This is a genomic window from Streptomyces orinoci, from assembly GCF_003121295.1.
In the GTDB taxonomy this organism is placed as follows: Bacteria; Actinomycetota; Actinomycetes; order Streptomycetales; family Streptomycetaceae; genus Streptomyces; species Streptomyces orinoci.
In genome coordinates, this window is record NZ_PHNC01000006.1 from 236,906 (window position 1) to 257,583 (window position 20,678).

A 20,678-nucleotide genomic window follows, 5' to 3' on the forward strand; every position below is an offset into this window, starting at 1 on the left:
TCAGCCTCCCAGTCCTGCGTCCCGCGCCAGCAGCGCGGCCTGGACCCGGTTGCCGCACTCCAGCTTGGCCAGGATCCGGCTGACATAGGTCTTCACGGTGGCCTCGCTCATATGGATCCGCCGCCCGGCGTCGGCATTGGACAGCCCCTCGCCGAGCAGGGCGAGCACCTGGCGTTCGCGTTCGCTGAGCGCGGCCACCCGTTGCCGGGCCTCCTCGGCGCGGCCGGTGGCCGGGCCGGCGGCCAGGCTGTCGGCGACATGCCGGGTGGCGGCGGGCGAGAGGTAGGCGTTCCCGGCGGCGGCCGCCCGTACCGCCCCTATCAGTTCTCCGGGCGCGGAGTCCTTGAGCAGGAATCCGGCCCCGCCCTGGCGCAGGGCCCGCAGTACGTTCTCCCGCTCGCCGAAGGTGGTCAGGATCAGCACCCGCACCCCGGGGGCGGTCCGGCCCAGTTCGGCCAGGGCCGCCAGGCCGTCCAGGGCGGGCATCTGGATGTCCAGCAGGGCGACGTCCACCCGGTGCCTCCGGGCCAGTTCCACCGCCTGGCGTCCGTCCGCGGCCTCGGCCACCACCTCGATGTCGTCCGCCGAGGTCAGGATCATCCTGATGCCCGCCCGGATCAGGGGCTCGTCATCGGCGATGAGGACGCGGATCACTCGGTTTCTCCTGCTCGCTGAGCGTTAGTCGTTCTTGACGCGGAACTCGCGCTTTTCGATCAGTTTCCCGTCCCGGAAACAGAAGCGGTACACGGTGTCGGTGCCGGCCGGTCCCGCGCTGTCCGTGGAGAGCAGGCTCAGGCAGCTGGCCCCGGCCGGCACCGCCGGGCCCTTGCCCTTGAGGCCGGAGGTGAGCAGGGACTTTCCGGAGGGCAGCCGGTGGCGGACCTCGTCCTCGGTGGAGCCGACCCTGATGGCGGCATAGGTGCCGGGGTCGAGCATCGCCCGGCCGGCCTCGTCCATCACCTTGCCGACGCCCGCCACGATCAGCAGCACCAGCCCCACCAGCAGAAACAGGGCCGTTGCGATGCCGATCAGACAGCCCTTGCTTCTGTGCGGGCCCAGGACGTCCTTGAACTCCTCGGACGGCGCCGACCGGCCGGTGACCGGCACACCGTCGTCCGCGGCCGTCCGCCCGGGCCCGCCGAGTTCGTCACCGGCCTCGGCGAAGGCCGGGTCGGTGCCGTCCGCCTCCGGGTAGGGCAGCACCGCGGCCAGCCGGAAGCCACCGTCCCCGGTGGGCCCGGCGTGCACCATGCCGCCCGCCAGCCGCACCCGCTCGCGCAGCCCGGTGAGCCCCTGTCCGCCGCTGACCGCCGCCCCGGGCGCCCCGCCGGCCGCCGGTGCCGGGCCGTTGGCCACCTCCACCACCAGGGAGTCCGGCTCATAGTGCAGGCCAACGGTGATGGGCGCGCCCGGCGCGTGTTTGGAGGCGTTGGTCAGCCCCTCCTGTACCACCCGGTATCCGGCGTGGTCGGCGGCCGGGCCCAGTGGGCGGGGCTCGCCGGAGCGGACCGTGCGTACCTTCAGGCCCGCGGCGGTCGCCGACTCCACCAGGCCGTCCACGGCGGCCACCACCCGCGCGGCCGGACGTTCGTCCGCCACCGGGCCGTCCTCCACGGTGCCGTCCTTGAGCACCCCGACCACCGCGCGCAGTTCATGCATGGCGGCCACCGACGCCTGGCGGAGCACCCCGACCGCCTCCCGCTGCTGGTCGGTCAGCTCGCGGGAGACCTCCAGCGCGCCGGTCTGCACGGCGATCAGGGCCAGCTGGTGGCCCAGGCTGTCGTGCATGTCCTGGGCGATGCGCTGACGTTCGCGCATCCGGGCCTGGCCGGCCACCATCTCGCGTTCGCGCAGCAGTTGGAGGTTGCGCTCGCGCAGGGTGTGCAGCAGGGTGCGCCGCTGGCTCCAGTAGCGGTGGGCCAGGCCGGGGACCACCGTGATCACCAGGAAGAGCAGCACATTGAAGACCAGCAGCCACACCGCGGTCGGGTCTTTCAGCAGGGGCAGCCCCTCGAACACCAGGAAGGCGGCGCCAAAGGCGGCCAGTGCCCTGAGCGCCCCGTCGATCCGGCGCCCGGCCGAGCCGCCTGCCACGATCAGCAGCAGACAGCCGGTGACCGGGGCCAGTTCGGTCGCCGCCGCCGCGGCGATCAGCGCGGTGGCCGGCAGCACCCGGCGTACCAGGCAGACCGCGGCGACCAGCAGTGCCACCAGCACCACCCGGACCCAGCCCAGGCCGCGGGCGTACTGCTCCACCGCGCCCAGCAGGGCGAGCACCGTGGCCAGTGTGCTCTCCGCCGCTGTCCGCCGCCGGGACCACTGCTCCGGAGCGGTCAGCCGCAGCCATAGCCGGCGGACCCGGGACTTCCACACCATGCCGGAAACCCTAGACAGATTTATCCGTATGGGCGTTCGCCGAAAGTCGTGCCGACCGTCCACCAAAGTCGCCGCCCGGCGGCCGGCCGGCCGCCGGTCAGCCGTCGGCCGGTCCCAGCCAGGCCAGGGCACCTGCCACCAACGCGGTCACCCCGGTGGTGAGGGTGGGTTCCACGGCCGGGGAGAAGTGCGGCGAGTGGTTGGCGGGAATGGCGCGGGCCGCGGTCCCGGTGTGCTCCGCCCGCGCGTACTCCTCCGGATCGGCGCCGCCGAACACCCAGTAGCACACCGGCGCCCCGGCGGCGCTGCCGAAGACGCCCACATCCTCGGCGGCGGTCAGCGGCCCCGGGTCCACCAGGCGCTCGGTGCCCAGCACGGTGCCGATCGCGGTCATGGTGCGCTCGGTCGCCTCCGGGTCGTTGACCAGCACCGGGAAGGAGCCGGTGGTCTCGATCTCCGGCTGTCTGAGCGCTCCGGAGGCGGCGGCCTCGGCCCGTACGATCCGTTCCACCGCGGCCAGCATCCGCTCCCGCACCCGGGCGTCATGGCTGCGGACGTCCACCTCCAGCTCCGCCTGGTCGCCACCGGCCCGCAGGGCACCGACGGTGAGCACCGCGCTGTCCACGGCCGCCACCTCCCGGGAGACCACGGTCTGCAGCCGCAGCACGGTGGCGGCGGCCAGCACCACCGGGTCGATCACCGCCTCCGGAGACCAGCCGTGGCCGCCCTCACCGAACAGCCGGACGCGCAGGGTGTCCGCCGCCGCGAAGGCCGGCCCCGGATGGCAGCCGACCGTCCCGGCGGGCAGCGGCACCACATGCTGCCCCAGCACCACCGAGGGCTTGCCGAACCGTTTGAACAGCCGGTCCTCCACCATCGCCCGGGCCCCGCAGCCCAGTTCCTCGGCGGGCTGGAAGACGGCCAGCACGGTGCCGGACCACTGCCCGCGCCCCTCGGCCAGCAGCCGCAGCGCCCCCAGCAGACAGGCGGTGTGCATATCGTGCCCGCAGGCGTGCATCACCCCGTCCGCGCCGGAGGCATACGGCAGTCCGGTACGTTCCTGCAGCGGCAGCGCGTCCAGGTCGGCGCGCAGCAGTACCACCGGGCCGGGGCCGCGTTTGAGGACGGCCACCACACCGGTGCGGCCCACGCTCTCGGTCACCTCATAGCCGTAGGAGCGGACCCGGCGGGCCACCTCGGCCGCCGTGCGGTGCTCGGCGAAGGACAGCTCCGGGTGGGCGTGCAGGTCCCGGTAGAGCTCTGCCAGCTCCCTGCGGCGGGCCTCGTCGAGTCCGGTGAGCACCTGGGTCGTCGCGTCCGACATGCGCCACATCCTTAAGCCTCGGCCGGTGGGATCCCGCTGCCCGGTGCGACCCCCGCCGCCGGTTTGTCCCGCTGCCGGTTGATCCCGCTGTCACCCTCCCCCGGCGGCCGGCCGGCCGCCACCGCTCGGCGGCCGTCCGCCGCCCCGGCGCCCGGCCCCCTGGAGCTCTGTGAGGCTCTCCGGAGCTTTTCAGGAGCGCGGAACGGAGGCGCCGCCGGTGCTCCGGACGAGGGACGCCAGCCAGGCCACCCCGGTCAGGGCGACGGCCAGCAGCCCGGCGTTGGACAGCACCAGCCGCAGCCGTTCCTGCTCCTGGCCGCCGGGCATCGGATCGGCGGCCAGCAGCCGGACCAGCCGTCCGGCGATGTCGTTCATGGCGTCCCACAGGGCGTGCAGCAGCGACACCCCGGCATAGCAGGCGATCACCCGCTCGGTGAGCCGGAAGCGGCCATGGTGCCGGGCGGCCAGCAGCGCCCCGCCCAGGATGGCGGTCCACAGACCGTGGCCGAAGGGGGCCAGCAGTCCGCGCAGCACCTCGGTCTCGATCAGCGCGCGCAGCGAGAGGTCCCGGTCGGCGATCAGCGCGTTGAAGGCATAGCCGGCACTCTCGAAGGCGGCGAAGCCGAAGCCGACCGCCGCGCCCAGGACGAGCCCGGTGCGTGGGCCGCGGGTGCGCGGGTGTCCGCGCAGCAGCCACACCAGCGCCAGCGCCTTGACCCCCTCCTCGATAAGCCCCACCCCGGCGAACAGGGTCATCGAGGGGTGCAGCAGACAGTGCTCCAGTACGGACGCCCCCAGCACCCCCAGCACCCCGCCCACCAGGAAACAGCCCGGCAGCAGTCCGATGGCGCGGCGCCGCCCGTAGCGCTCCTGCGCCCACAGCACAAAGCACCCGGGCGCCAGAAAGCTGCCCAGCAGGATCACCGTGGGCAGCAGGCGGGAGTTGTGGGTGGCGGCGGTGACCAGGACGGCCGAGACCCACAGCGCCAGCCCGGCGGTCAGACAGCGCAGCCACATGCGTTCATCAGAGCACCGCCGGTACGGCCGGGGCGCGGTGGTACGGGCCGCCCGGGTGACCGGCGGCCCGGCGCGGTTAGGGTCCTCGCATGTCAAAGCGCTTTGAGAACGGAGAAGTGATCGTCCGTCGGGAGATCCTGGACGACCGGGAATGGCTGGTCCATCCGGTACGGGTAGTGGCGGACGATGGGCACACCCTGGCCGTCCACCTGGCCCAGGGCACCCCGCTGACCTTTGGTACCGGCCCCTTCCGGTGGGGCCCGCATCCCTGGAGCGCGCTGGAGCCGCGCTGGCAGTCCGAGGGCGTTCTGCAGCTCCAGCGGCCCGGCGAGAACTACGCGGTGTGGGGGCGCTGGTCGGGCGCCGTCTTCCAGGGCTGGTACGTCAACTTCCAGCTGCCGCTGCGGCGTACGGAGCGCGGCTTCGACACCCTGGATCAGGAACTGGACCTGTGGATACCCGGCGATGGCTCGCCGCACCGCTGGAAGGACGTCGCGGAGTTCGAGGAGCGGGTGCGCTCCGGCGGCTTCACCGCGGCGGAGGAGAAGGCGGTACGGGCCGCCGCGGCCGAGGTGGCCGGACTGCTGGAGCGGGGCGAGTGCTGGTGGGAGGCCTGGCGTGACTGGCGGGCGCCTCAGGAGTGGGAGGTGCCGGCGGCGGTGCCGCTGGAAGACGTCTGAGCTTCCCCGCGCCCGCCCGGCGCCGCCCGCAGCAGTGCCGTCGCCAGCAGCGCGAACCACATTCCGGCCAGCACCAGATGTGCCCGCTGGGGAACCCCGTGCCAGCCGGGGTGGCCGAACAGCGGTCCCACCGTGGACACCGCCGCCACCAGCGCCCCGGCCGGTACCCAGGGGATCCAGCGGCGCAGCGCCGACCAGCGGGACCGGCCGTCCCGGGCGGCCACCGCGAACAGCGCCATGGAGATGAACAGGGCGGCGTGCACCAGGGCGCTGGTGGTGGTGTGCCAGGGATTGACCGCCTCGCAGCCGGCCTCCACCGAGGGCGCACATCGCATGGGCACCACCACATCGGCCACCGAGGCGGCGCCGAAGGCGGCCAGGCACCGGCATCCGGCCCGGGACCAGGGGTCGTCGGCGGCGCTCCGGGCCAGCAGCGCCCCGCCCGCCACCAGCACCGCGGCCAGCAGTTCGACGATGGCGAAGGTGACCCGGAAGGGCTGGTCGGCGGCGAAGAGTTCGCTGACATAGGAGTGCCGGGGGTCCAGGCCGGTGGGCAGCCAGAACTCCAGCAGCCAGTCGTTGTAGACCACCGCGGCGGTGGCGAGCAGCAGTCCGGCGGAGCGGCGGCCGGGCCGGAAACGCGCCGCCCGCCGGCGGTCACGGGCGCCGGCGGGCGGCGGCGCGCCGCGCGGCCCGTCAGAGGCGACGGCGGCCTGCCGGTAGACGGAGGACGTCGGTTCGGGCGACACTGCCCTCCTTCTCGGCTCGGGGCGCTTCCCGCCCTTTGACGGGTTCGCCCCGCTTTCACCACCCTTGCGCTCATTGTGTGTCGTAACCCGGTGTGCCCCGCAAGCGGACGTCCGTCCCCCGGGCGCCTGCCCGAAGGGGTGACCGCTGCCGCCCGGGCTTAGCTTGGACGGTGTGAGTCAGCCGCCGCCGGAAGTACGTGCCTGGGGGTACGCCCTGGTCACCGTGGTCGCCGCGCTGGCCGCCATGGTGGTGACCGGTGCGCTGGGGCTGTGGGCGGCGGGCGCCGGCCATCTGCCCTCCGGGGCGTTTCCGGGGGTGCTGGCGGCCACCCTGGTCTCGGCCGTCGGCGGCACTCTCCAACTCACCGGCGGCGCGGGCTTTCTGGGCCGTACCGGCGCCACGGTGTCCGTGGTGCCGCTCTCTGTGACCCTGGCCGGTGCCCTGGCGGCCGCCGCCTGCTTCCGCCGGGGGCTGGACGCCGGCTTGCGGCCGACGGGCCTGGCGGTACGCACGGCGGTGCCCTGGCTGGCGGCCCTGGGCCTGATCACGGCGGCGGCCCGGCACACCTTCCGGCTGAGCCTGGGCGGCCAGGTGCTCAATGACATCGGCGAGGCGCTGGGGGTCACCCCCACGGTGGGGTTCCGGGCGGCGGTGACGCCCACCCTGGGGTTCGGCCTGCTGTGGCTGCTGATTCTGCTGGGGGTGGTGGCACTCGCCTCCCGCCGGGTGGCACTGCCGCGGTTCCTCCGCCCGGCGCGCCCGGCGGTCCGGGCGGTCCTCGGCCTGCTGCTCGGCTATATGGCACTGGGCCTGCTGGTCGGAGTGGTCACCCTGATCACCCATGGCCATCCGGCCGAGACCATGGCCGTACTGCTGCTGGGCCTGCCCAATCTGGCCTGGCTCGCCCTGGGCATCGGGCTGGGCGGCGCCTGGGACGGCCAGGTGCCGCACACCATCGGGCTGCCGATGCCCCAGGCCCTGGCGGCGGTGCTGCGCGCCCACGACGGCCGGACCGCGACGGTGGATCTGTCCTCCTTGTCGGAACAGGACGGCCGCGCCTGGGTGCTGGCCCTGGCCGCCGCGCTGACCCTGCTGCTCACCGGCTATGCCGCGACCACCGGGCCCCGCCCCTGGCGGCAGGCGGTCTGGCTGGCGGTGAGCCTGGCCCTGGCCCTGCTCGCGGTCGGGGCGCTCACCGGGATCTCGGCCCGGTACGGCCTGTCACTGATCGGCCTCGGCGACATCGACGCCTTCGGCAGCGAAGTCACCCTGCACGCCCGCCTGTTGCGCCTGCTGGGCCTGGGCGCCCTATGGGGCCTGCTGTCCGGCCTGCTCTGCGCCCTCCTCCCGCACCGCGTCCCCCCGGCCGCCCACACCCGGCACCCACCGGAAACCTGACCGGCCGGCAACGGCCAGGGGCTCCCAACTCCCCGCAGGGGCGTGCCACCCTACGCCGCAACAGGCCGATCCAAGGAGCCGCCGTGCCCCAGCTCCCCCTCTTCGTCTATGGCACCCTGCGCCCCGGCCGGCACAACTACGCCCGCTACCTCCAGGGCCACACCACCGCCGAAAAGCCCGCCCGCCTCCGCGGTGCCGCCCTCTACGAGGGCCCCGGCTACCCCTTTGCCGTTCCCGCCCCCCACTCCCAAGTCCATGGCGACCTGATCACCTTGGCCCCGGCCGGGTACGCCGCCGTCCTCACCACCCTGGACGCCCTGGAGGGCTACGCTCCGGGCGCGCCGGACAACCTCTATGAGCGAGTGGCACTCCCCGTCGAACTCCCCACCGGCGAACGGCCCCCGGCCTGGGTCTATCTGGCCACCCCCACCCTCGCCCACACCCTCCGCACCACCGGCACCCCAATTCCCCACGGCCGATGGCCACATCACTGACACCGCACCTCAACACCCAGTAACGCGCCGTCTCACATGCTGATCACTCCTCAACTCACGGAACCCGTGCGCCCTTTACCCCCTCACCCTTCTCAAGTGGACCACCTGTCGCACCTCGTTCACCCTCCGTAGACGCAACGGTCAAGAGATGTCCAACTGCGGTTAACACGGTGTTACACCTCTTTTCATGAGCATGCCAATGCATGCACAGTCTGCCCGGGACCAGAGGGTCCCGCGGTGCACAAGTGACAGCACCGCCCGCATCCGGGCGGCCCGGCATGCCCGCGCCCACAGGCGCTCACGCAGCCCCGGACCGCCCTTATGACAAAGGGCGCTGAACCGTGCGTACATCCCCCACGAACTCCAACTCTGCCGCCTCGCACAGATCCCGCGGCCGAATACTGACCGTCGCCGTCGCCGTGGCGGCGGCCGCCGCCACCACCGCACAGGTGGCCCTGGCGGCCCCGGCGGCCCCCGCCCGCCACCACGCCCCCACCGCCGCCGTGGCCCGCTTCGCCGTCACGGCCGGCTCGGACGTGGTGAAGGCCGCCCGCACCGCCGCCTTCGCCCACGCCCGGGAAACCGGTGTGAGCAAGCAGGACACCCTGGTCGTCAAGGCGGCGCTGGCCGACCCCGAGGGCAAGCGGCATGTCCGTTTCGAGCGGTCCTACAAGGGTGTTCCGGTCATCGGCGGCGACCTCGTCATCCACCTGGACGCCAAGCAGAAGTACCTGGGCGTCACCCGCGCCATCCACCACCAGCTCGCCGTGCCGTCCGTGGCCCCCAAGCTGACGCACGACCAGGCCGCGGCCAATGCCGCCAAGGCCACCAAGGGCAAGGCCGGCAAGGCCCAGCTGGTGGTGGATGCCACCTCCGGCAAGGCGGTCCTCGCCTACCAGGTGACCGTCACCGGCACCCGCGCCGCGGAGAAGGGCACCACCCGCACCGTCATGGTGGACGCCACCACCGGCAAGGTCCTCTCCAGCACCCCGGACAACGACGCCTTTATCTCCCCCGCCCTCAAGGACAAGCTGCGCGCCCAGGGCCGTACCGCCACCCCCGGCATCGGCGGCGCCAAGTCCCCCGCCAAGGCGGGCACTTCGGCCTCCGGCTCGTTCCCGGCCCAGGCCAGCGGCAGCGGTTCGGCGATATTCGACGGCAAGGTCTCCCTCACCACCACCCAGACCTCCTCGAGGTCCTTCACCCTCAAGGACCCCAGCCGCGGCAACTCCGAGACCCGCAACGCCGGTTCCCAGGAGCTCAGCAGCTTCTCCAGCGGCAAGGCCTTCACCAACAGCACCAACAGCTGGGGCAACGGCACCAACTCCGACCCCAGCAGCGCCGCGGTGGACGCCGAGTTCGGCATCACCAGCACCTATGACTTCTACAAGAAGACCTTCGGCCGCAACGGCATCAACAACGACGGTGTCGGCCCGCACGCGATGGTGCACTTCGGCAGCGGCGTGGCCAACGCCTTCTGGTCCCCGAACTGCCACTGCATGCTCTACGGCGACGGTGACGGCCAGACCTTCAAGCAGCCCCTGGTGGCCCTGGATGTCACCGGCCATGAGCTGACCCACGGCGTGGTGGAGCAGACCGCCAACTTCCAGCCCACCCGCGTCGATTCCAATGGCAACCAGTTCGGTGAGGCGGGCTCGCTCAACGAGTCCTACGCCGATGTCTTCGGCAGCGCCGTGGAGTTCGCCACCAACAACCCCAACAACCCGCCGAACTACCTGATCGGCGAGAAGCTGGGTCTGGACCAGGGCTTCCTGCGCCGCCTGGACCAGCCCTCCCAGGACCAGCTGGAGGGCACCGTCGATTACTGGGACTCCGGTTCCTACGACCGTGAGGTGCACGCCGGCTCCGGCGTCTCCTCGCACGCCTTCTATCTGGTGGCCGAGGGCAGCGGGGCCAAGACCATCAACGGTGTGGACTACAACTCGCCCACCTATGACGGCTCCACGGTGACCGGCATCGGCCGCGACAAGGCCATCCAGATCTGGTACCGGGCGCTGACCAACTACCTGGTCTCGTCCTCCGACTTCCATGACGCCCGTACGGCCACCCTGCAGGCCGCCGCGGACATCTACGGCCAGAACAGCACCGAGTACCAGACGGTCAACCAGGCCTGGGCGGCGGTCAATGTGACCCCCGACAACGCCCCCTCGGCCCAGCGCTGACCCGCCACGGGGGCGCCTCCGGTGGGCGCCCCCTCACACCGGCGGAGTGAAGGGCTGCTCGGACCAGATGGTCTTGCCGCCGGTGGTGAACCTGGTCCCCCACCGGCGGCTGAGCTGGGCCACCAGCAGCAGCCCCCGGCCGCCTTCGTCATAACTGCGGGCCCGGCGCATCCGGGGCGAGGTGCTGCTGCCGTCCGACACCTCGCAGATCAGCGCGTGGTCCCGGATCAGCCGCAGCCGCAGCGGCGGCACCGCGTGCCGGATGGCATTGGTGACCAGCTCGCTGACCACCAGCTCGGTGGTGAAGGCCAGTTCGCCCAGCCCCCACTCCTCCAGCAGCGCCGCCACATTCTTCCGGGCCTCGGCCACGGTGGCCGGGTCGGGGGTCAGCTCCCAGGTGCGCACCCGGCTCCGGTCCAGGGCGCGGGTACGGGCCAGCAGCAGCGCGATGTCATCGGCGGGCTGCCCGGGCAGCAGCTCCGCCAGCACCTCGTCACAGACCTGATCCAGCGACTCGGCCGGCCGGCTGAGCACCCGGCACAGCGACCGCAGGCCCTCACCGACGTCACGGTGCTTCTCCTCCAGCAGCCCGTCGGTGTAGAGCGCCAGCAGACTGCCCTCGGCCAGTTCCACCTCCAGGGACTCGAACGGCAGCCCGCCCAGGCCCAGCGTCGGCCCGCCGGGCACATCCAGCACCCGGGCCGAACCGTCCGGGTCCACCACCACCGGCGCCGGGTGCCCGGCCCGGGCCAGCACACAGCGGCGGGTCACCGGGTCGTAGACCGCGTAGAGACAGGACGCCGCCATGTCCCGGGTGAGCGCCCGCACCGGATCGTCCGAGGCCTCGGCCACCTGCTCCTGGGCCAGCTGGAGCACCAGATCGTCGAGGTGGGTGAGCAGTTCGTCCGGCGGCAGGTCGATATCGGCCAGGGTCCGTACGGCCGCCCGCAGCCGCCCCATGGTGGCCGAGGCCTGCAGGCCATGGCCCACCACATCGCCCACCACCAGGGCCACCCGCGCCCCCGACAGCGGGATGACATCGAACCAGTCACCGCCCACCCCGGCCTGCGCACCGGCGGGCAGATAACGGGAGGTCACCTCCACCGCACCCTGGCTGGGCAGCCGTCCGGGCAGCAGACTGCGCTGGAGGGTGACCGCCACCGTGCGCTCCCCGGCGTACCGGCGGGCATTGGCGATGCACACCGCCGTCCGGGAGGCGATCTCCTCGGCCAGCAGCAGATCGTCCTCGTCGAAGGGCTCCACATTGGGGTGGCGGACGAACAGCGCCAGCCCGACCGGGGTGTCCCGGTCCCGCAGCGGCACGATCAGCACCGAGTGCACCCCCCGCTCCCGTACCCCCACCGGCAGCGCCCGGCTGCCCGACAGCCAGGAGTGCAGCCCCGGGTCGTCGATACGGTGCAGCGAGGGCCGGCCGGAGGCCAGGGCCAGGGCGAGCGGGGAGTGGGCGGGATAGGTGAAGGAGGTTCCGGGCCCCACCTCGGGGTCGCGGCACTCCCCGTCCGCGGACCGCTGCGCGGTACGGCACAGGGTGACGTCGGTGGGGAGCGCGCCGGAGGCCGGGACCTCGCCCTGGATCACGGTGTCCAGCAGATCCACGGCGACAAAGTGGGCGAACCGGGCCGCGGTCCACTCCGCCAGCTCCTGGCTGGTGCGCACCGCGTCCAGGGTGGTGCCGATCCGGACTCCGGCGTCATTGACCAGGGCCAGCCGCTGCTGCGCCCGGTACTGGTCGGTCACATCCAGGGCGGCCAGCGAAACGCCCCGGGTGCGGCCGTCCTCATCGGTGAGCGGGGTGAAGAACGTGGCCCAGGCCCGTTCCCTGGCCTCACCGGGCGGCCGGAAGTAGGTGTCGGTACGGACAGGTTCCCCGGTGCCCAGCACCCGTTCCATGGTGCGGGTGAAGTCATCGAAGGGCGGCACGGGCAGGAACTCGTTCAGCCGCCGCCCCACCATTTCCTCGGCGGTGCGGTCGGTGAGCCGGAGCATTTCATCGTTGGCCTTCACCAGCCGGCCGTCCTCGTCGTACACCGAGATTCCGATGGGGAACTGGGAGAACGCCCATTCCCTGAGTGCGGCCGCCTCATCGGGCCGCGGTGCCCGTGCGCCCGGGTCGGCATTCGGTTCCATGAGCTCATCCGTTCCGGTGCGGCAGACTTCTGTGATCCCTTCCCGGCGCCTTTCCCGCTTAAGCCGGGCGTACTCCCGGAAGTGGCGTCCGAGGTCAGGGCCGCGGCCCGGCGGGCGGCTGCTCGGTGCCGCAGTGCCGGCACTTGGACGCGGCCGCCGGCAGGTCCTCCGACAGACAGGCCGGGCACACCTTGACCGGGGTGGGTTCGGCGAAGGCGACCAGGCCACGGCGGGCCTGGAAGTGCTTGTAGGGCACGACGATGAGGAAGTAGACGACGGCCATGAAAAGCACGAAGTACACGACCGCCGAAATAAAGGAGCCGAGGTCGAGATAGGTCGCCCGGTTCCCGGCCCGGCCCAGTTGCCAGCCGAGGCCCAGTGAATGCCCGCCCTGCGCACGGGCGATGATGGGATTGATCACGTTATCCGTGAACGACTTGATGAGCGTGCTGAATGCCAGCGCGATGATGAGGCCGACGGCGATGGTGACGAGATCGCCGCGCATAAGGAAGTTCTTGAATCCCTTGAGCATCGCTGTTCCTCGGATCGGGCCAACCGGACGGGTCGCGCAGCACGCTACCTTTCCGGCCCCGGAAAACAGCGGAGCCGCCCGGAATATCCGGGCGGCTCCGCGGGCCTGAAGGAGGCCGGGACTATCCGCGGGCGCGGATGGCGAAGGGCAACTGCCGCGAGTAGAACGACTGGTCGCCGGTGCTCACCGCGATTCCGCTGTCCGCGTTGGTCACCTCGCGCGGAGCGGTGGCCGCGACCGACAGCCGCAGCCGCAGCACGGCGGACCTGCCCGGGGCGAGCGGCCGGTCACCGGCCTTCAGCACGGCGCCCAGGCCCGGGTCGCAGCCATTGGCCTGCAGCGGCACGGTGCGCCAGCCCTGGCCCGCCCGGTACTGCTGGAGCACCAGGTCCTTGGTGGTCAGGGCCTTGCCCTTGGCCTCGCCGAAGGCGTACCAGCCGGCGGTCAGGGCCGGGTAGGCGCGGTTGGTGGTGTTCTTCACCGTGACGCTGAAGGGGTGTGCCGCGCCACCGCGGGTCAGCACGGTGCCCTTCTGCCAGCCGGCCACCGTGACCTGGGGCCGGGTGGCGGTGGCGGTACGGGCGGGGGCGCGGTAGGTGTGCCCGTGCCCGTCCTTGACCGAGGGCGCCACGGTGAGGGTGCCGGGCCGGTCCAGATCCTGCAGGCGCAGCGCCACGGTGTACGGCCGGGCGGCGCTCGCCCTGGCCGTCAGCGGGAAGCTGAACACCCCGTGGGTGGGCCAACTGCCGCCGCCGGGCTTGGTGTTGAGATCCACCCAGCGGTGGCTGCCGGGCTCATAGCGCTGTACGGTCACCGAGTCGGTACTGAAGCCGCGGCTGCTGACGTCCAGGCGCACGGTGCCCTTGTCCAGAGGCGTGCGCAGGGTGAGGGTGGCCGGTGACCACAGCCCGATCGGCAGCTGCGAGGCGACCTTGAAGGAGAGCTTCTGGGCGGCCTTGCCCACCGGTGCGGTGGACGGCGCCTGCGCGGCGTCGGTACGCGCCCCGGCGGCCGGCGCGCCGCAGTTGGTCCTGGGCAGTGCGGTGCCGGCGGCCGGGGCCGCCTGCGCCGGCCCCGCCGTGCCCGCGAGCAGCAGTCCGGCAGTGAGCGCCACCGCGGTTCTGGCGGCGGTCGTCCGCACCCGCGACGTCCGCTGCCGTACGACTCTTGCTGTCATCAACTGCCCCCGCATTCGGGTCGTGTTCGCATTCGGTAGGTTGTGGTTTCTCAGAGGGACTTCCTCAGCTGATGGTTCCCGCTGCGTCCGGAAATCCACGTGCTCTTCGGCAGGATCCGGGAAGCGGGATCCCCCTGGGGTGCAGGGTACGACGGGCGGCTGCGGCCGGCTCCGGCGGGGTTCCGCCATGGCCGGTCGATTCGACTGGCTGCGGGGGCGTTCCGCCAATGCAGTGAGGGCCGTTGGGGTGCGGCGGCATTCTCATGCGCGGGCCGTCTTGGGCTGGTCGCGCAGTTCCCCGCGCCCCTTACGAGGCGCCACCTGACCGCATATCAGGTGCCCCATCAGGGGCGCGGGGCGGCTCTTCCCTATGCGGCTCCGCCGCGTGGGCGCGACCAGCCACAGACCACCCGCACCCGAAACGCCACCGAACGCACCCAAACCCTCAGTCCCCACGGGAACCCCGCATCAGCACCAGCACCGCCCCTGCCATCAGCCCCACGCACCCGGCCCCCACCAGCACCGCGGCGTGCAGCCCGGCGACATAGGCGTGCGCGGCCTCCGGCCGTATGGTGCCGCTGCCCGGGGAGCGGCTGACACTCGTCCCGGAGGAGCGGGCGGCGAGGACCGCGCCCATCACCGCCACCCCGGCCACCCCGCCGACTTCCCGGAACATATTGACCACGGCGGAAGCCGTCCCCGCCCGGGCGGCCGGTACCGCCTCCAGGACGGCGACCGAGATCGGGGTGAAGGTCAGCCCCAGCCCGGCCCCCATGACCGGCATCAGCCAAGCGAACTGCGCATAGTGCGCGTCGGCTCCATACCGGGTGAGCAGCGCCAGAGCGGTGGCGATCAGCCCCAGTCCCGCCGCCAGCGGCAGCCGAGGGCCGTAACGGGCGCACAGCCCGCCCGCGACCACCGCCGTGGCGCCCGTGGCCATCGTCGCGGGCAGCATGGCCCAGCCCGCCCGCGCGGGCGAGAGCCCCAGAACGCTCTGGAGGTAGAGGGCGAGGAACACCCCCAGCCCGAAGAAGCCGAAACCGGCGGTGAAGCCCGCCCAGGCCGCGGTTCCGGTGACCCGGTGGGTCAGCACCCGGACGTCCAGCATGGGGGCCGGGGCCCGCAGTTCGACGGCCAGGAAAGCGGCCAGCGCCACCACGGCGGCCGCCGCCGCACCCAGCACCCAGGGCGCCGACCAGCCCCGTACCGGCCCCTCCACCAGCGCGTACACCAGCGCACCCAGGCCCGCCGCCCCGGTCACCTGGCCGGGGAGGTCGAAGCGGGCACCGGCCGCCCTGGGCAGACGGGGCAGCACCCAGGCTGCCAGCGCCAGCCCGGCCATCCCCACCGGGACGTTGATCCAGAAGACGCTGGACCAGCCGAAGCGGTCCACCAGGGGTCCGCCCAGGGCCGGGCCGAGGGCCAGACCGGAGCCGGAGACGCCGCTCCAGATGCCGATCGCCCGGGCGCGCTCGCGCTCATCGGGGAAGACCTGCCGGAGGACGGCCAGCGAACCGGGGGTGAGCAGGGCCGCTCCCAGGCCCTGCAACGCCCGTCCGCCGACCAGGACTTGCAGGCCGTCGGCGCATGCGCACACCGTCGAACCGGCGGTGAACAGGCCGAGCCCGGCGAGGTAGGCCGGCCGGCGCCCCCAGCGGTCGCCCAGCGCGCCACCGGTGAGCAGCAGCGCCGCATACACCAGGCTGTAGGCCTCAACGACCCACTGCAGACCGGAAGTTCCGGTGTGCAGCCGCGCGGCGATGCTCGGCAGCGCGGTGCCGACCACCAGGTTGTCGAGCATGGCCATAAAGAGCCCGCTGCACAGGGTCGCCAGCACCAGCCATCGATGGCGGCCCGGCGCGGTGACGGTGACGGTGTCCATGCCCATATCCACTCCCCTAACGACGTTAGGCAGTCCCTAACGTCGTTAGTTTGCGCCTAACGGTGTTAGATTCGCAAGCGAGGGCAGGCGGGCAAGCGGAAGGAACCTCCATGGCGACTCGGCAGAAGACCGGACGTCCCACCCTGACCAGGGAGGATCTGGCCGACGCAACGCTGCGGCTGCTGGAGCGGGAGGGCCCCGGCGGGCTGTCCATGCGCAAGGTGGCCGCCGAGGTCGGCGTCCAGGCCGCCTCGCTCTACTGGCACGTCCAGAACAAGGAGGAACTGCTCGACCTGGCCAGTGACGCCCTCTGGGAGGGCCTGGAGCCGGAGCCGCCGGGCGCGGTCGCGGCCGGGGACGACTGGCGGGCGACGGTCGCCGAGGCGAGCCGGCGACTGAGGGCGCATCTACTGGCGCACCACAGCGCGGTACGGGTGCTCGCGGGGCGCTTCGCTCCCGGCCCGCGCGCCCTGGCGCCGATGGAGCGGCTGCTGGCCACCCTGCGCGGCGCCGGGTTCAGCGGACCGGACGCGGCCAACGCGGCCTATACGCTGAGCACTTGGGTGCAGGGCTTTGTGATTCACGAGGCGGTGCCCATGTCGGCCGCCGAGGAGCGCGGCGCCACCCCGGAGCAGGCGTCCGAGGAGGCACGGCAGCGGCTGGCCGCCCTGCCCGCCGACCGCTATCCGCACCTGGTGGAACTGGCCGGAGAGATCAGCGGGCCGGGCATGGACACCCGCTTCGAGTTCGGCCTGGCCCGCCTGCTGGACGGCCTGGAGCGGCTCCGGGGCACGGGCGGGGACTAGCCAGGGCCTCGGTGGCGGCTCCCGGCCGGCCGCCGGGTGCGCCCGCCGGGAGCGCACCCAGGAGAACCGGAGCGTCAGAGACCGAGCCGGTCCAGCGCGCTGGTCCAGTCGGTGACTATCGCCTGCCGGGCCGCGTCCAGGGTCACCCGGCCATCACAGACCGCGACCTTCAGCTTGTTCTCCACCTTGTCCTTGTCATCCGCCGTCTGGTCGCCATAGTGCGGCTCCGGCCAGAGGTTCTTGGGATCCCGGGGCGCACCGCCCAGTTCCAGGGGGACGAAGTGGTCCTCCTCGTAGTCCGCCATGTTGGTGTCGCTGTAGCCGTACTCCTGGATCTGCTGCTTCTTCAGCCGGCTGGTGTAGGAGGCGGGCGGACGGACGGTCTTGGTCCAGCCCGGCACACAGATGGTGTCGTCGATGGTGTCCTGGGTGACATCGGGGTTGAAGGCGCCCGGCTGGCATTGAGGGTCCGGCAGCGGCAGATACGACTGGCTGCACTTGGCCGTCAGGGCCGTCAGAGGGGTGGCGGCATGCGCCGTGGCGCCGGTGGCGGCCACCAGGCCGGCCGTGGCGAGTACCAGGGACGCCGCCGAGGCGGTCAGGCGGCGCCGCAGGGGGCGGGGGGAAGTCGGGATCAAGGGAGGTCTCCCAGGTCTCGGGGCCCGGAGCCGATTCCGGGCGTCGTGAGCATGACACCATCTATGCGCGTCAACCCGGGAGGGGCAAGCGGTGAACAGTGGGTTGCGGCCGGGTTTCTTTACCGCGGGTTGGGTTCCGATTGGGGTCTGTGATGTGCTGTGGCGTCCGAGTTCGCCGCGAGATCGCCGGAAGGCCGTCGATCCGCCTGCCTAGGGGGCGCCCGAGCATGGCCCGCATACCGATACCGCACGCCCCGGCGCGGGCGCGCCGCGCCCCCCAGGCCGCAGCGGCATCGGACCGGAGCGGGCCGGCCCGTCCTCCCCGCCCCGCCGTCCTCGGCCGGCTTCTGCCGGGACCGGAGGACCGGGCGGTGCTCGGCCTGTACCTGCTGACCAGGGCGGGCGTCTGGCTGACCGCCTACTGCGCCGCCTGGCTGTTCCCCGCCGACCCCGGCGCCAAGCGGGCCCCTTCCTTCCTCTCCCTGTGGGACCGCTGGGACGTGGGCTTCTTCCGGCGGATAGCCGAGTACGGCTACTTCTCCGGCACCGGCGCCGCCGGTTCGGCCCGGCCGGACAACCGCGAGGCGTTCTTCCCGGGCTATCCCATGGCGCTGCGCGCCGTGCACACGGTGGTGCCCAGCTGGACCCTGTCCGGCCTGCTGATCTCCTTCTTCGCCGGGGCGGTGGCGGTGCTGGCGCTGGCCAGGATCGCCCGGCTGCACAGCCCGGAGCAGGCGGCCGGGCCGCGCACGGTGCTCTTCCTGCTGGTCTCCCCCTGCGCGGTGTTCCTGGCCGCCGGATACACCGAGGCGCTCTTCCTGGCCTTTGCGCTGCCCTCCTGGCTGGCCGCCAAAAAGGGCAACTGGGCCCTGGCCGGCTCCCTGGCCGCGCTGGCCACCGGCGTCCGCATCAGCGGCCTGTTCCTGGCCGCGGCCCTGGCGGTGCAGTTCCTGGTGGCGGGCCGGGAACGGCGCGCGTGGCGGTCGGCGCCCTGGCTGGTGCTGCCCGCCCTGCCCGCCCTCGCCTACAGCTGGTACCTCCGGTCGGGCACCGGGGACTGGATGGCCTGGAAGCACGCCCAGGAGCGCGGCTGGTACCGGCAGTTCCACTCGCCCTGGGAGGCCTGGCACAACACCTGGCAGGGCGCCTTCTCGCACGGCCAGACCACCGGCTACGCCGTGATGTTCCAGGCCGAGCTGCTGGCCATGGTGATCGGGGTGCTGCTGCTGGCCCTGCTGGTCACACGCCGCCAGTGGCCGGAGGCGGTCTATATGGGGCTCAGCCTTTGGGCGCTGGGCACCTCCTACTGGTATATGTCGGTGCCCCGCTCCACCCTGCTGTGGTGGCCGCTGTGGATCACCCTGGCCGTCTGGAGCCTGCGCCGCCCCTGGCTGAAGACCGGCTATCTCTGCCTGGCCGCACCCCTGATGACCGTGCTCACCCTGGTCTTCACCTCCGGCCGCTGGGCGGGCTGAACCGGCCCTCCCATGCGGTGCTAGGTTGTCCGCACACCACGACCGGGACGGGCTGAGGGAGCATGACCGACCGATCCGCACAGGGCCCGCTGCCGCCCCGCCCCCGCCGCCGCACCCCGGCCGACCCGGGACGGGCCGAACCCCGGCTGACCCGGGCCGAGATCGTACGCGCCGCACTGCGGCTGCTGGCCGAGCAGGGGTACGAGACGTTCAGCATGCGCCGGCTGGCCACCGTGCTGGAGGTGAAGAACCCCTCGCTGTACTGGCACGTCCAGCACAAGGAAGAGCTCTTCGACCTGATCGCGGACGCGGTGCTGGGCGAGTGCCCGCTGCCCGAACCGGCCGAGGCCGGTCAAGCCGAGGACTGGGCGGGGAAGTTCGCCGAGATCGCCCGAGGGCTGCGCCGCGCCATCCTGGATCACGCCGCCGCCGTACCGCTGCTCTCCGGCCGGCCCTTCCTCGGGCCCAACGGTCTGCGGCTGGCCGACCGGGTGGTCGGCCTGCTGCGCGGTGCGGGCTTCGACGACCGGACGGCCGGCTATGGCTATCTGCTGCTGCTCTACTACGTGATCGGCTTTGCCGGCCAGGAGACCGCCTTCGGCCCCGGCGAGACCGGCGAGGCCCGGCTGCGCTCCCTGCACCAGGCGCTCGCCGAACTGCCGGCCGGCGCCTATCCCCATCTCACCGCCCTGAGCACCGCCCTCACCGAGCGCGGCCTGGACGACCGCTTTGAACTCGGCCTCCGCGGGCTGCTGTCGGGGCTGGCCGCCGAGCTGCCCGGCCGCTGACCCCGGCGGCTCAGCGCTCGCCGATCCGCGCCCCGCCCCGGTCGCCGTCCGCCGACTCCAGGCTCCAACTGGCCAGCAGCCGCAGCGATTCGGCGGAGGCGGAGCCGGGCTCGGCGTGATAGGTGACCAGATGCTGGTCCTGGTCGGCGGGCAGCACCAGGGTCTCGCAGGCCAGGGTGAGCGAGCCCACCACCGGATGCCGCAGCCGCTTGACCCCGAAGCACTTGTCCCTGACATCATGGGTGGCCCATAGGGTGCCGAACTCGTCGCTCTTCATGGACAGTTCGCCCACCAGCGAGGCCAGCGCCGGATCGTCGGGGTAACAGCCCGCCTGGCGCCGCAGCAGCGCCACCACATCCGCCGCCTTGCGCTCCCAGTCCAGGAACAGCTCCCGCATGGCGGGGTCCAGGAAGACCTGCCGGGCCATATTGCGGTGCTCCGGCGGCAGCGCCCCGAAGTCGCCCAGCAGCGCGGCGGCCATCCGGTTCCAGCCCAGGATCTCCAGCCGCCGGCCCATCACATAGGCCGGGACATTCTCCATGGTGTCGATGAGATCGCGCACCGCGGGGCGCAGCCGCTGGGCGGGGGCGCCGGGCTCGGGGCGGGCGGCGGGCCGGGCCAGCCGGTGCAGATGGCCGCGCTCGGCCGGGGACAGCCGCAGCGCATCGGCTATCGCGTCCAGCACACCGGCCGAGACATTGCGGCCGCGGCCCTGTTCGAGACGGGTGTAGTAGGCCACGCTGACGCCGGCCAGCTGCGCCAGCTCCTCGCGCCGCAGCCCGGGCACCCGGCGCCGGCCGCCATAGGGCGTGACTTCCACATCCTCCGGCCGCAGACGGGAGCGACGGGAGCGGAGGAACTCGCTCAGTTCGGTGCGCTGGTCCATGCCCTTCAGTATGCGGGCTGACCTGCGCGGCAAGGTGGTACTGCTGGTAGTAGGCACCGCGGACCCAGGCACCGCGGACCTAGGCTGAACAGGGTGATGGCTGTGCCCGGCGAACCGCCGGAAG

General features: G+C 72.6%; 18 protein-coding genes. 7 read left to right on the forward strand and 11 right to left on the reverse strand.

What is annotated here, in order from left to right:
- From CV755_RS02990 to CV755_RS03005, 4 genes are all read right to left on the reverse strand, one after another.
- On the reverse strand, window positions 1-654 hold the full coding sequence (locus CV755_RS02990) for a response regulator transcription factor (protein WP_109278523.1): 654 nt from the start codon (window positions 652-654) through the stop codon (window positions 1-3).
- A gap of 24 nt (window positions 655-678) precedes the next feature.
- Window positions 679-2,376, reverse strand: a complete 1,698-nt coding sequence (locus CV755_RS02995) for a sensor histidine kinase (RefSeq protein WP_109278524.1) — start codon at window positions 2,374-2,376, stop codon at window positions 679-681.
- Window positions 2,377-2,473: 97 nt separating this feature from the next.
- Window positions 2,474-3,700 (reverse strand): amidohydrolase, encoded by a 1,227-nt coding sequence (locus CV755_RS03000; protein WP_109278525.1) that lies wholly within the window; start codon window positions 3,698-3,700, stop codon window positions 2,474-2,476.
- 189 nt (window positions 3,701-3,889) lie between these two features.
- Window positions 3,890-4,717, reverse strand: coding sequence for a PrsW family intramembrane metalloprotease (locus tag CV755_RS03005; RefSeq protein WP_109278526.1), 828 nt, complete (start codon window positions 4,715-4,717; stop codon window positions 3,890-3,892).
- An 89-nt stretch (window positions 4,718-4,806) separates the two neighbouring features.
- Between CV755_RS03005 and CV755_RS03010 the strand changes: the two genes are divergently transcribed.
- The gene (locus CV755_RS03010) at window positions 4,807-5,397 is read left to right on the forward strand and encodes a ribonuclease FAU-1 family protein (protein ID WP_109278527.1); all 591 of its coding nucleotides are present in this window, start codon (window positions 4,807-4,809) and stop codon (window positions 5,395-5,397) included.
- Here CV755_RS03010 and CV755_RS03015 read toward each other — a convergent pair.
- Window positions 5,352-6,146, reverse strand: a complete 795-nt coding sequence (locus CV755_RS03015) for a DUF998 domain-containing protein (RefSeq protein ID WP_241560935.1) — start codon at window positions 6,144-6,146, stop codon at window positions 5,352-5,354. The genes CV755_RS03010 and CV755_RS03015 overlap by 46 nt on opposite strands.
- 172 nt (window positions 6,147-6,318) lie before the next feature.
- Between CV755_RS03015 and CV755_RS03020 the strand changes: the two genes are divergently transcribed.
- The 3 genes from CV755_RS03020 to CV755_RS03030 all read left to right on the forward strand — a co-directional run bounded on the left by CV755_RS03020 (window position 6,319) and on the right by CV755_RS03030 (window position 10,222).
- Complete coding sequence (locus CV755_RS03020) at window positions 6,319-7,545, forward strand: streptophobe family protein (protein ID WP_241560936.1); 1,227 nt, start codon at window positions 6,319-6,321, stop codon at window positions 7,543-7,545.
- Between the two features lie 83 nt (window positions 7,546-7,628).
- Window positions 7,629-8,039, forward strand: coding sequence for a gamma-glutamylcyclotransferase family protein (locus CV755_RS03025; protein ID WP_241560937.1), 411 nt, complete (start codon window positions 7,629-7,631; stop codon window positions 8,037-8,039).
- A 341-nt stretch (window positions 8,040-8,380) separates the two neighbouring features.
- Window positions 8,381-10,222 (forward strand): M4 family metallopeptidase, encoded by a 1,842-nt coding sequence (locus CV755_RS03030; protein ID WP_241560938.1) that lies wholly within the window; start codon window positions 8,381-8,383, stop codon window positions 10,220-10,222.
- A 33-nt stretch (window positions 10,223-10,255) separates the two neighbouring features.
- On the opposite strand, the gene CV755_RS03035 is transcribed toward CV755_RS03030, so the two are convergent.
- The 4 genes from CV755_RS03035 to CV755_RS03050 form a co-directional block, all read right to left on the reverse strand.
- Entirely contained in the window at window positions 10,256-12,370 is a 2,115-nt protein-coding gene (locus CV755_RS03035; protein WP_109278530.1) for a SpoIIE family protein phosphatase, read from the reverse strand.
- Window positions 12,371-12,464: 94 nt separating this feature from the next.
- Window positions 12,465-12,902, reverse strand: a complete 438-nt coding sequence (locus CV755_RS03040; RefSeq protein ID WP_109278531.1) for an MscL family protein — start codon at window positions 12,900-12,902, stop codon at window positions 12,465-12,467.
- A gap of 121 nt (window positions 12,903-13,023) precedes the next feature.
- Complete coding sequence (locus CV755_RS03045) at window positions 13,024-14,079, reverse strand: hypothetical protein (RefSeq protein ID WP_164503265.1); 1,056 nt, start codon at window positions 14,077-14,079, stop codon at window positions 13,024-13,026.
- A 445-nt stretch (window positions 14,080-14,524) separates the two neighbouring features.
- On the reverse strand, window positions 14,525-15,967 hold the full coding sequence (locus CV755_RS03050) for an MFS transporter (protein ID WP_241560939.1): 1,443 nt from the start codon (window positions 15,965-15,967) through the stop codon (window positions 14,525-14,527).
- A gap of 104 nt (window positions 15,968-16,071) precedes the next feature.
- Here CV755_RS03050 and CV755_RS03055 point away from each other — a divergent pair, with 104 nt between their 5' ends.
- The gene (locus CV755_RS03055; RefSeq protein ID WP_109278533.1) at window positions 16,072-16,767 is read left to right on the forward strand and encodes a TetR/AcrR family transcriptional regulator; all 696 of its coding nucleotides are present in this window, start codon (window positions 16,072-16,074) and stop codon (window positions 16,765-16,767) included.
- 74 nt (window positions 16,768-16,841) lie between these two features.
- Here CV755_RS03055 and CV755_RS03060 read toward each other — a convergent pair whose 3' ends face one another.
- Window positions 16,842-17,405: a hypothetical protein gene (locus CV755_RS03060; protein WP_241560940.1), complete on the reverse strand. Its 564-nt coding sequence runs from the start codon at window positions 17,403-17,405 to the stop codon at window positions 16,842-16,844.
- A 227-nt stretch (window positions 17,406-17,632) separates the two neighbouring features.
- Here CV755_RS03060 and CV755_RS03065 point away from each other — a divergent pair, with 227 nt between their 5' ends.
- Window positions 17,633-18,880: a mannosyltransferase family protein gene (locus CV755_RS03065; RefSeq protein WP_109278534.1), complete on the forward strand. Its 1,248-nt coding sequence runs from the start codon at window positions 17,633-17,635 to the stop codon at window positions 18,878-18,880.
- A 62-nt stretch (window positions 18,881-18,942) separates the two neighbouring features.
- Complete coding sequence (locus tag CV755_RS03070) at window positions 18,943-19,668, forward strand: TetR/AcrR family transcriptional regulator C-terminal domain-containing protein (RefSeq protein WP_109278535.1); 726 nt, start codon at window positions 18,943-18,945, stop codon at window positions 19,666-19,668.
- A gap of 10 nt (window positions 19,669-19,678) precedes the next feature.
- On the opposite strand, the gene CV755_RS03075 is transcribed toward CV755_RS03070, so the two are convergent.
- A complete protein-coding gene (locus tag CV755_RS03075; RefSeq protein WP_109278536.1) occupies window positions 19,679-20,554 on the reverse strand; it encodes a helix-turn-helix domain-containing protein in 876 nt (291 codons plus the stop codon).
- Between the last annotated feature and the right edge of the window lie 124 nt (window positions 20,555-20,678).

Coding starts and splice junctions, on each gene's coding strand:
- CV755_RS02995 (WP_109278524.1), bottom strand. CDS start 2,376: ATGGTGTGGAAGTCCCGGGTCCGCCGGCTATGGCTGCGGCTGACCGCT.
- CV755_RS03000 (WP_109278525.1), bottom strand. CDS start 3,700: ATGTCGGACGCGACGACCCAGGTGCTCACCGGACTCGACGAGGCCCGC.
- CV755_RS03005 (WP_109278526.1), bottom strand. CDS start 4,717: ATGTGGCTGCGCTGTCTGACCGCCGGGCTGGCGCTGTGGGTCTCGGCC.
- CV755_RS03010 (WP_109278527.1), top strand. CDS start 4,807: ATGTCAAAGCGCTTTGAGAACGGAGAAGTGATCGTCCGTCGGGAGATC.
- CV755_RS03035 (WP_109278530.1), bottom strand. CDS start 12,370: ATGGAACCGAATGCCGACCCGGGCGCACGGGCACCGCGGCCCGATGAG.
- CV755_RS03040 (WP_109278531.1), bottom strand. CDS start 12,902: ATGCTCAAGGGATTCAAGAACTTCCTTATGCGCGGCGATCTCGTCACC.
- CV755_RS03045 (WP_164503265.1), bottom strand. CDS start 14,079: ATGACAGCAAGAGTCGTACGGCAGCGGACGTCGCGGGTGCGGACGACC.
- CV755_RS03050 (WP_241560939.1), bottom strand. CDS start 15,967: ATGGGCATGGACACCGTCACCGTCACCGCGCCGGGCCGCCATCGATGG.
- CV755_RS03055 (WP_109278533.1), top strand. CDS start 16,072: ATGGCGACTCGGCAGAAGACCGGACGTCCCACCCTGACCAGGGAGGAT.
- CV755_RS03065 (WP_109278534.1), top strand. CDS start 17,633: ATGGCCCGCATACCGATACCGCACGCCCCGGCGCGGGCGCGCCGCGCC.
- CV755_RS03070 (WP_109278535.1), top strand. CDS start 18,943: ATGACCGACCGATCCGCACAGGGCCCGCTGCCGCCCCGCCCCCGCCGC.
- CV755_RS03075 (WP_109278536.1), bottom strand. CDS start 20,554: ATGGACCAGCGCACCGAACTGAGCGAGTTCCTCCGCTCCCGTCGCTCC.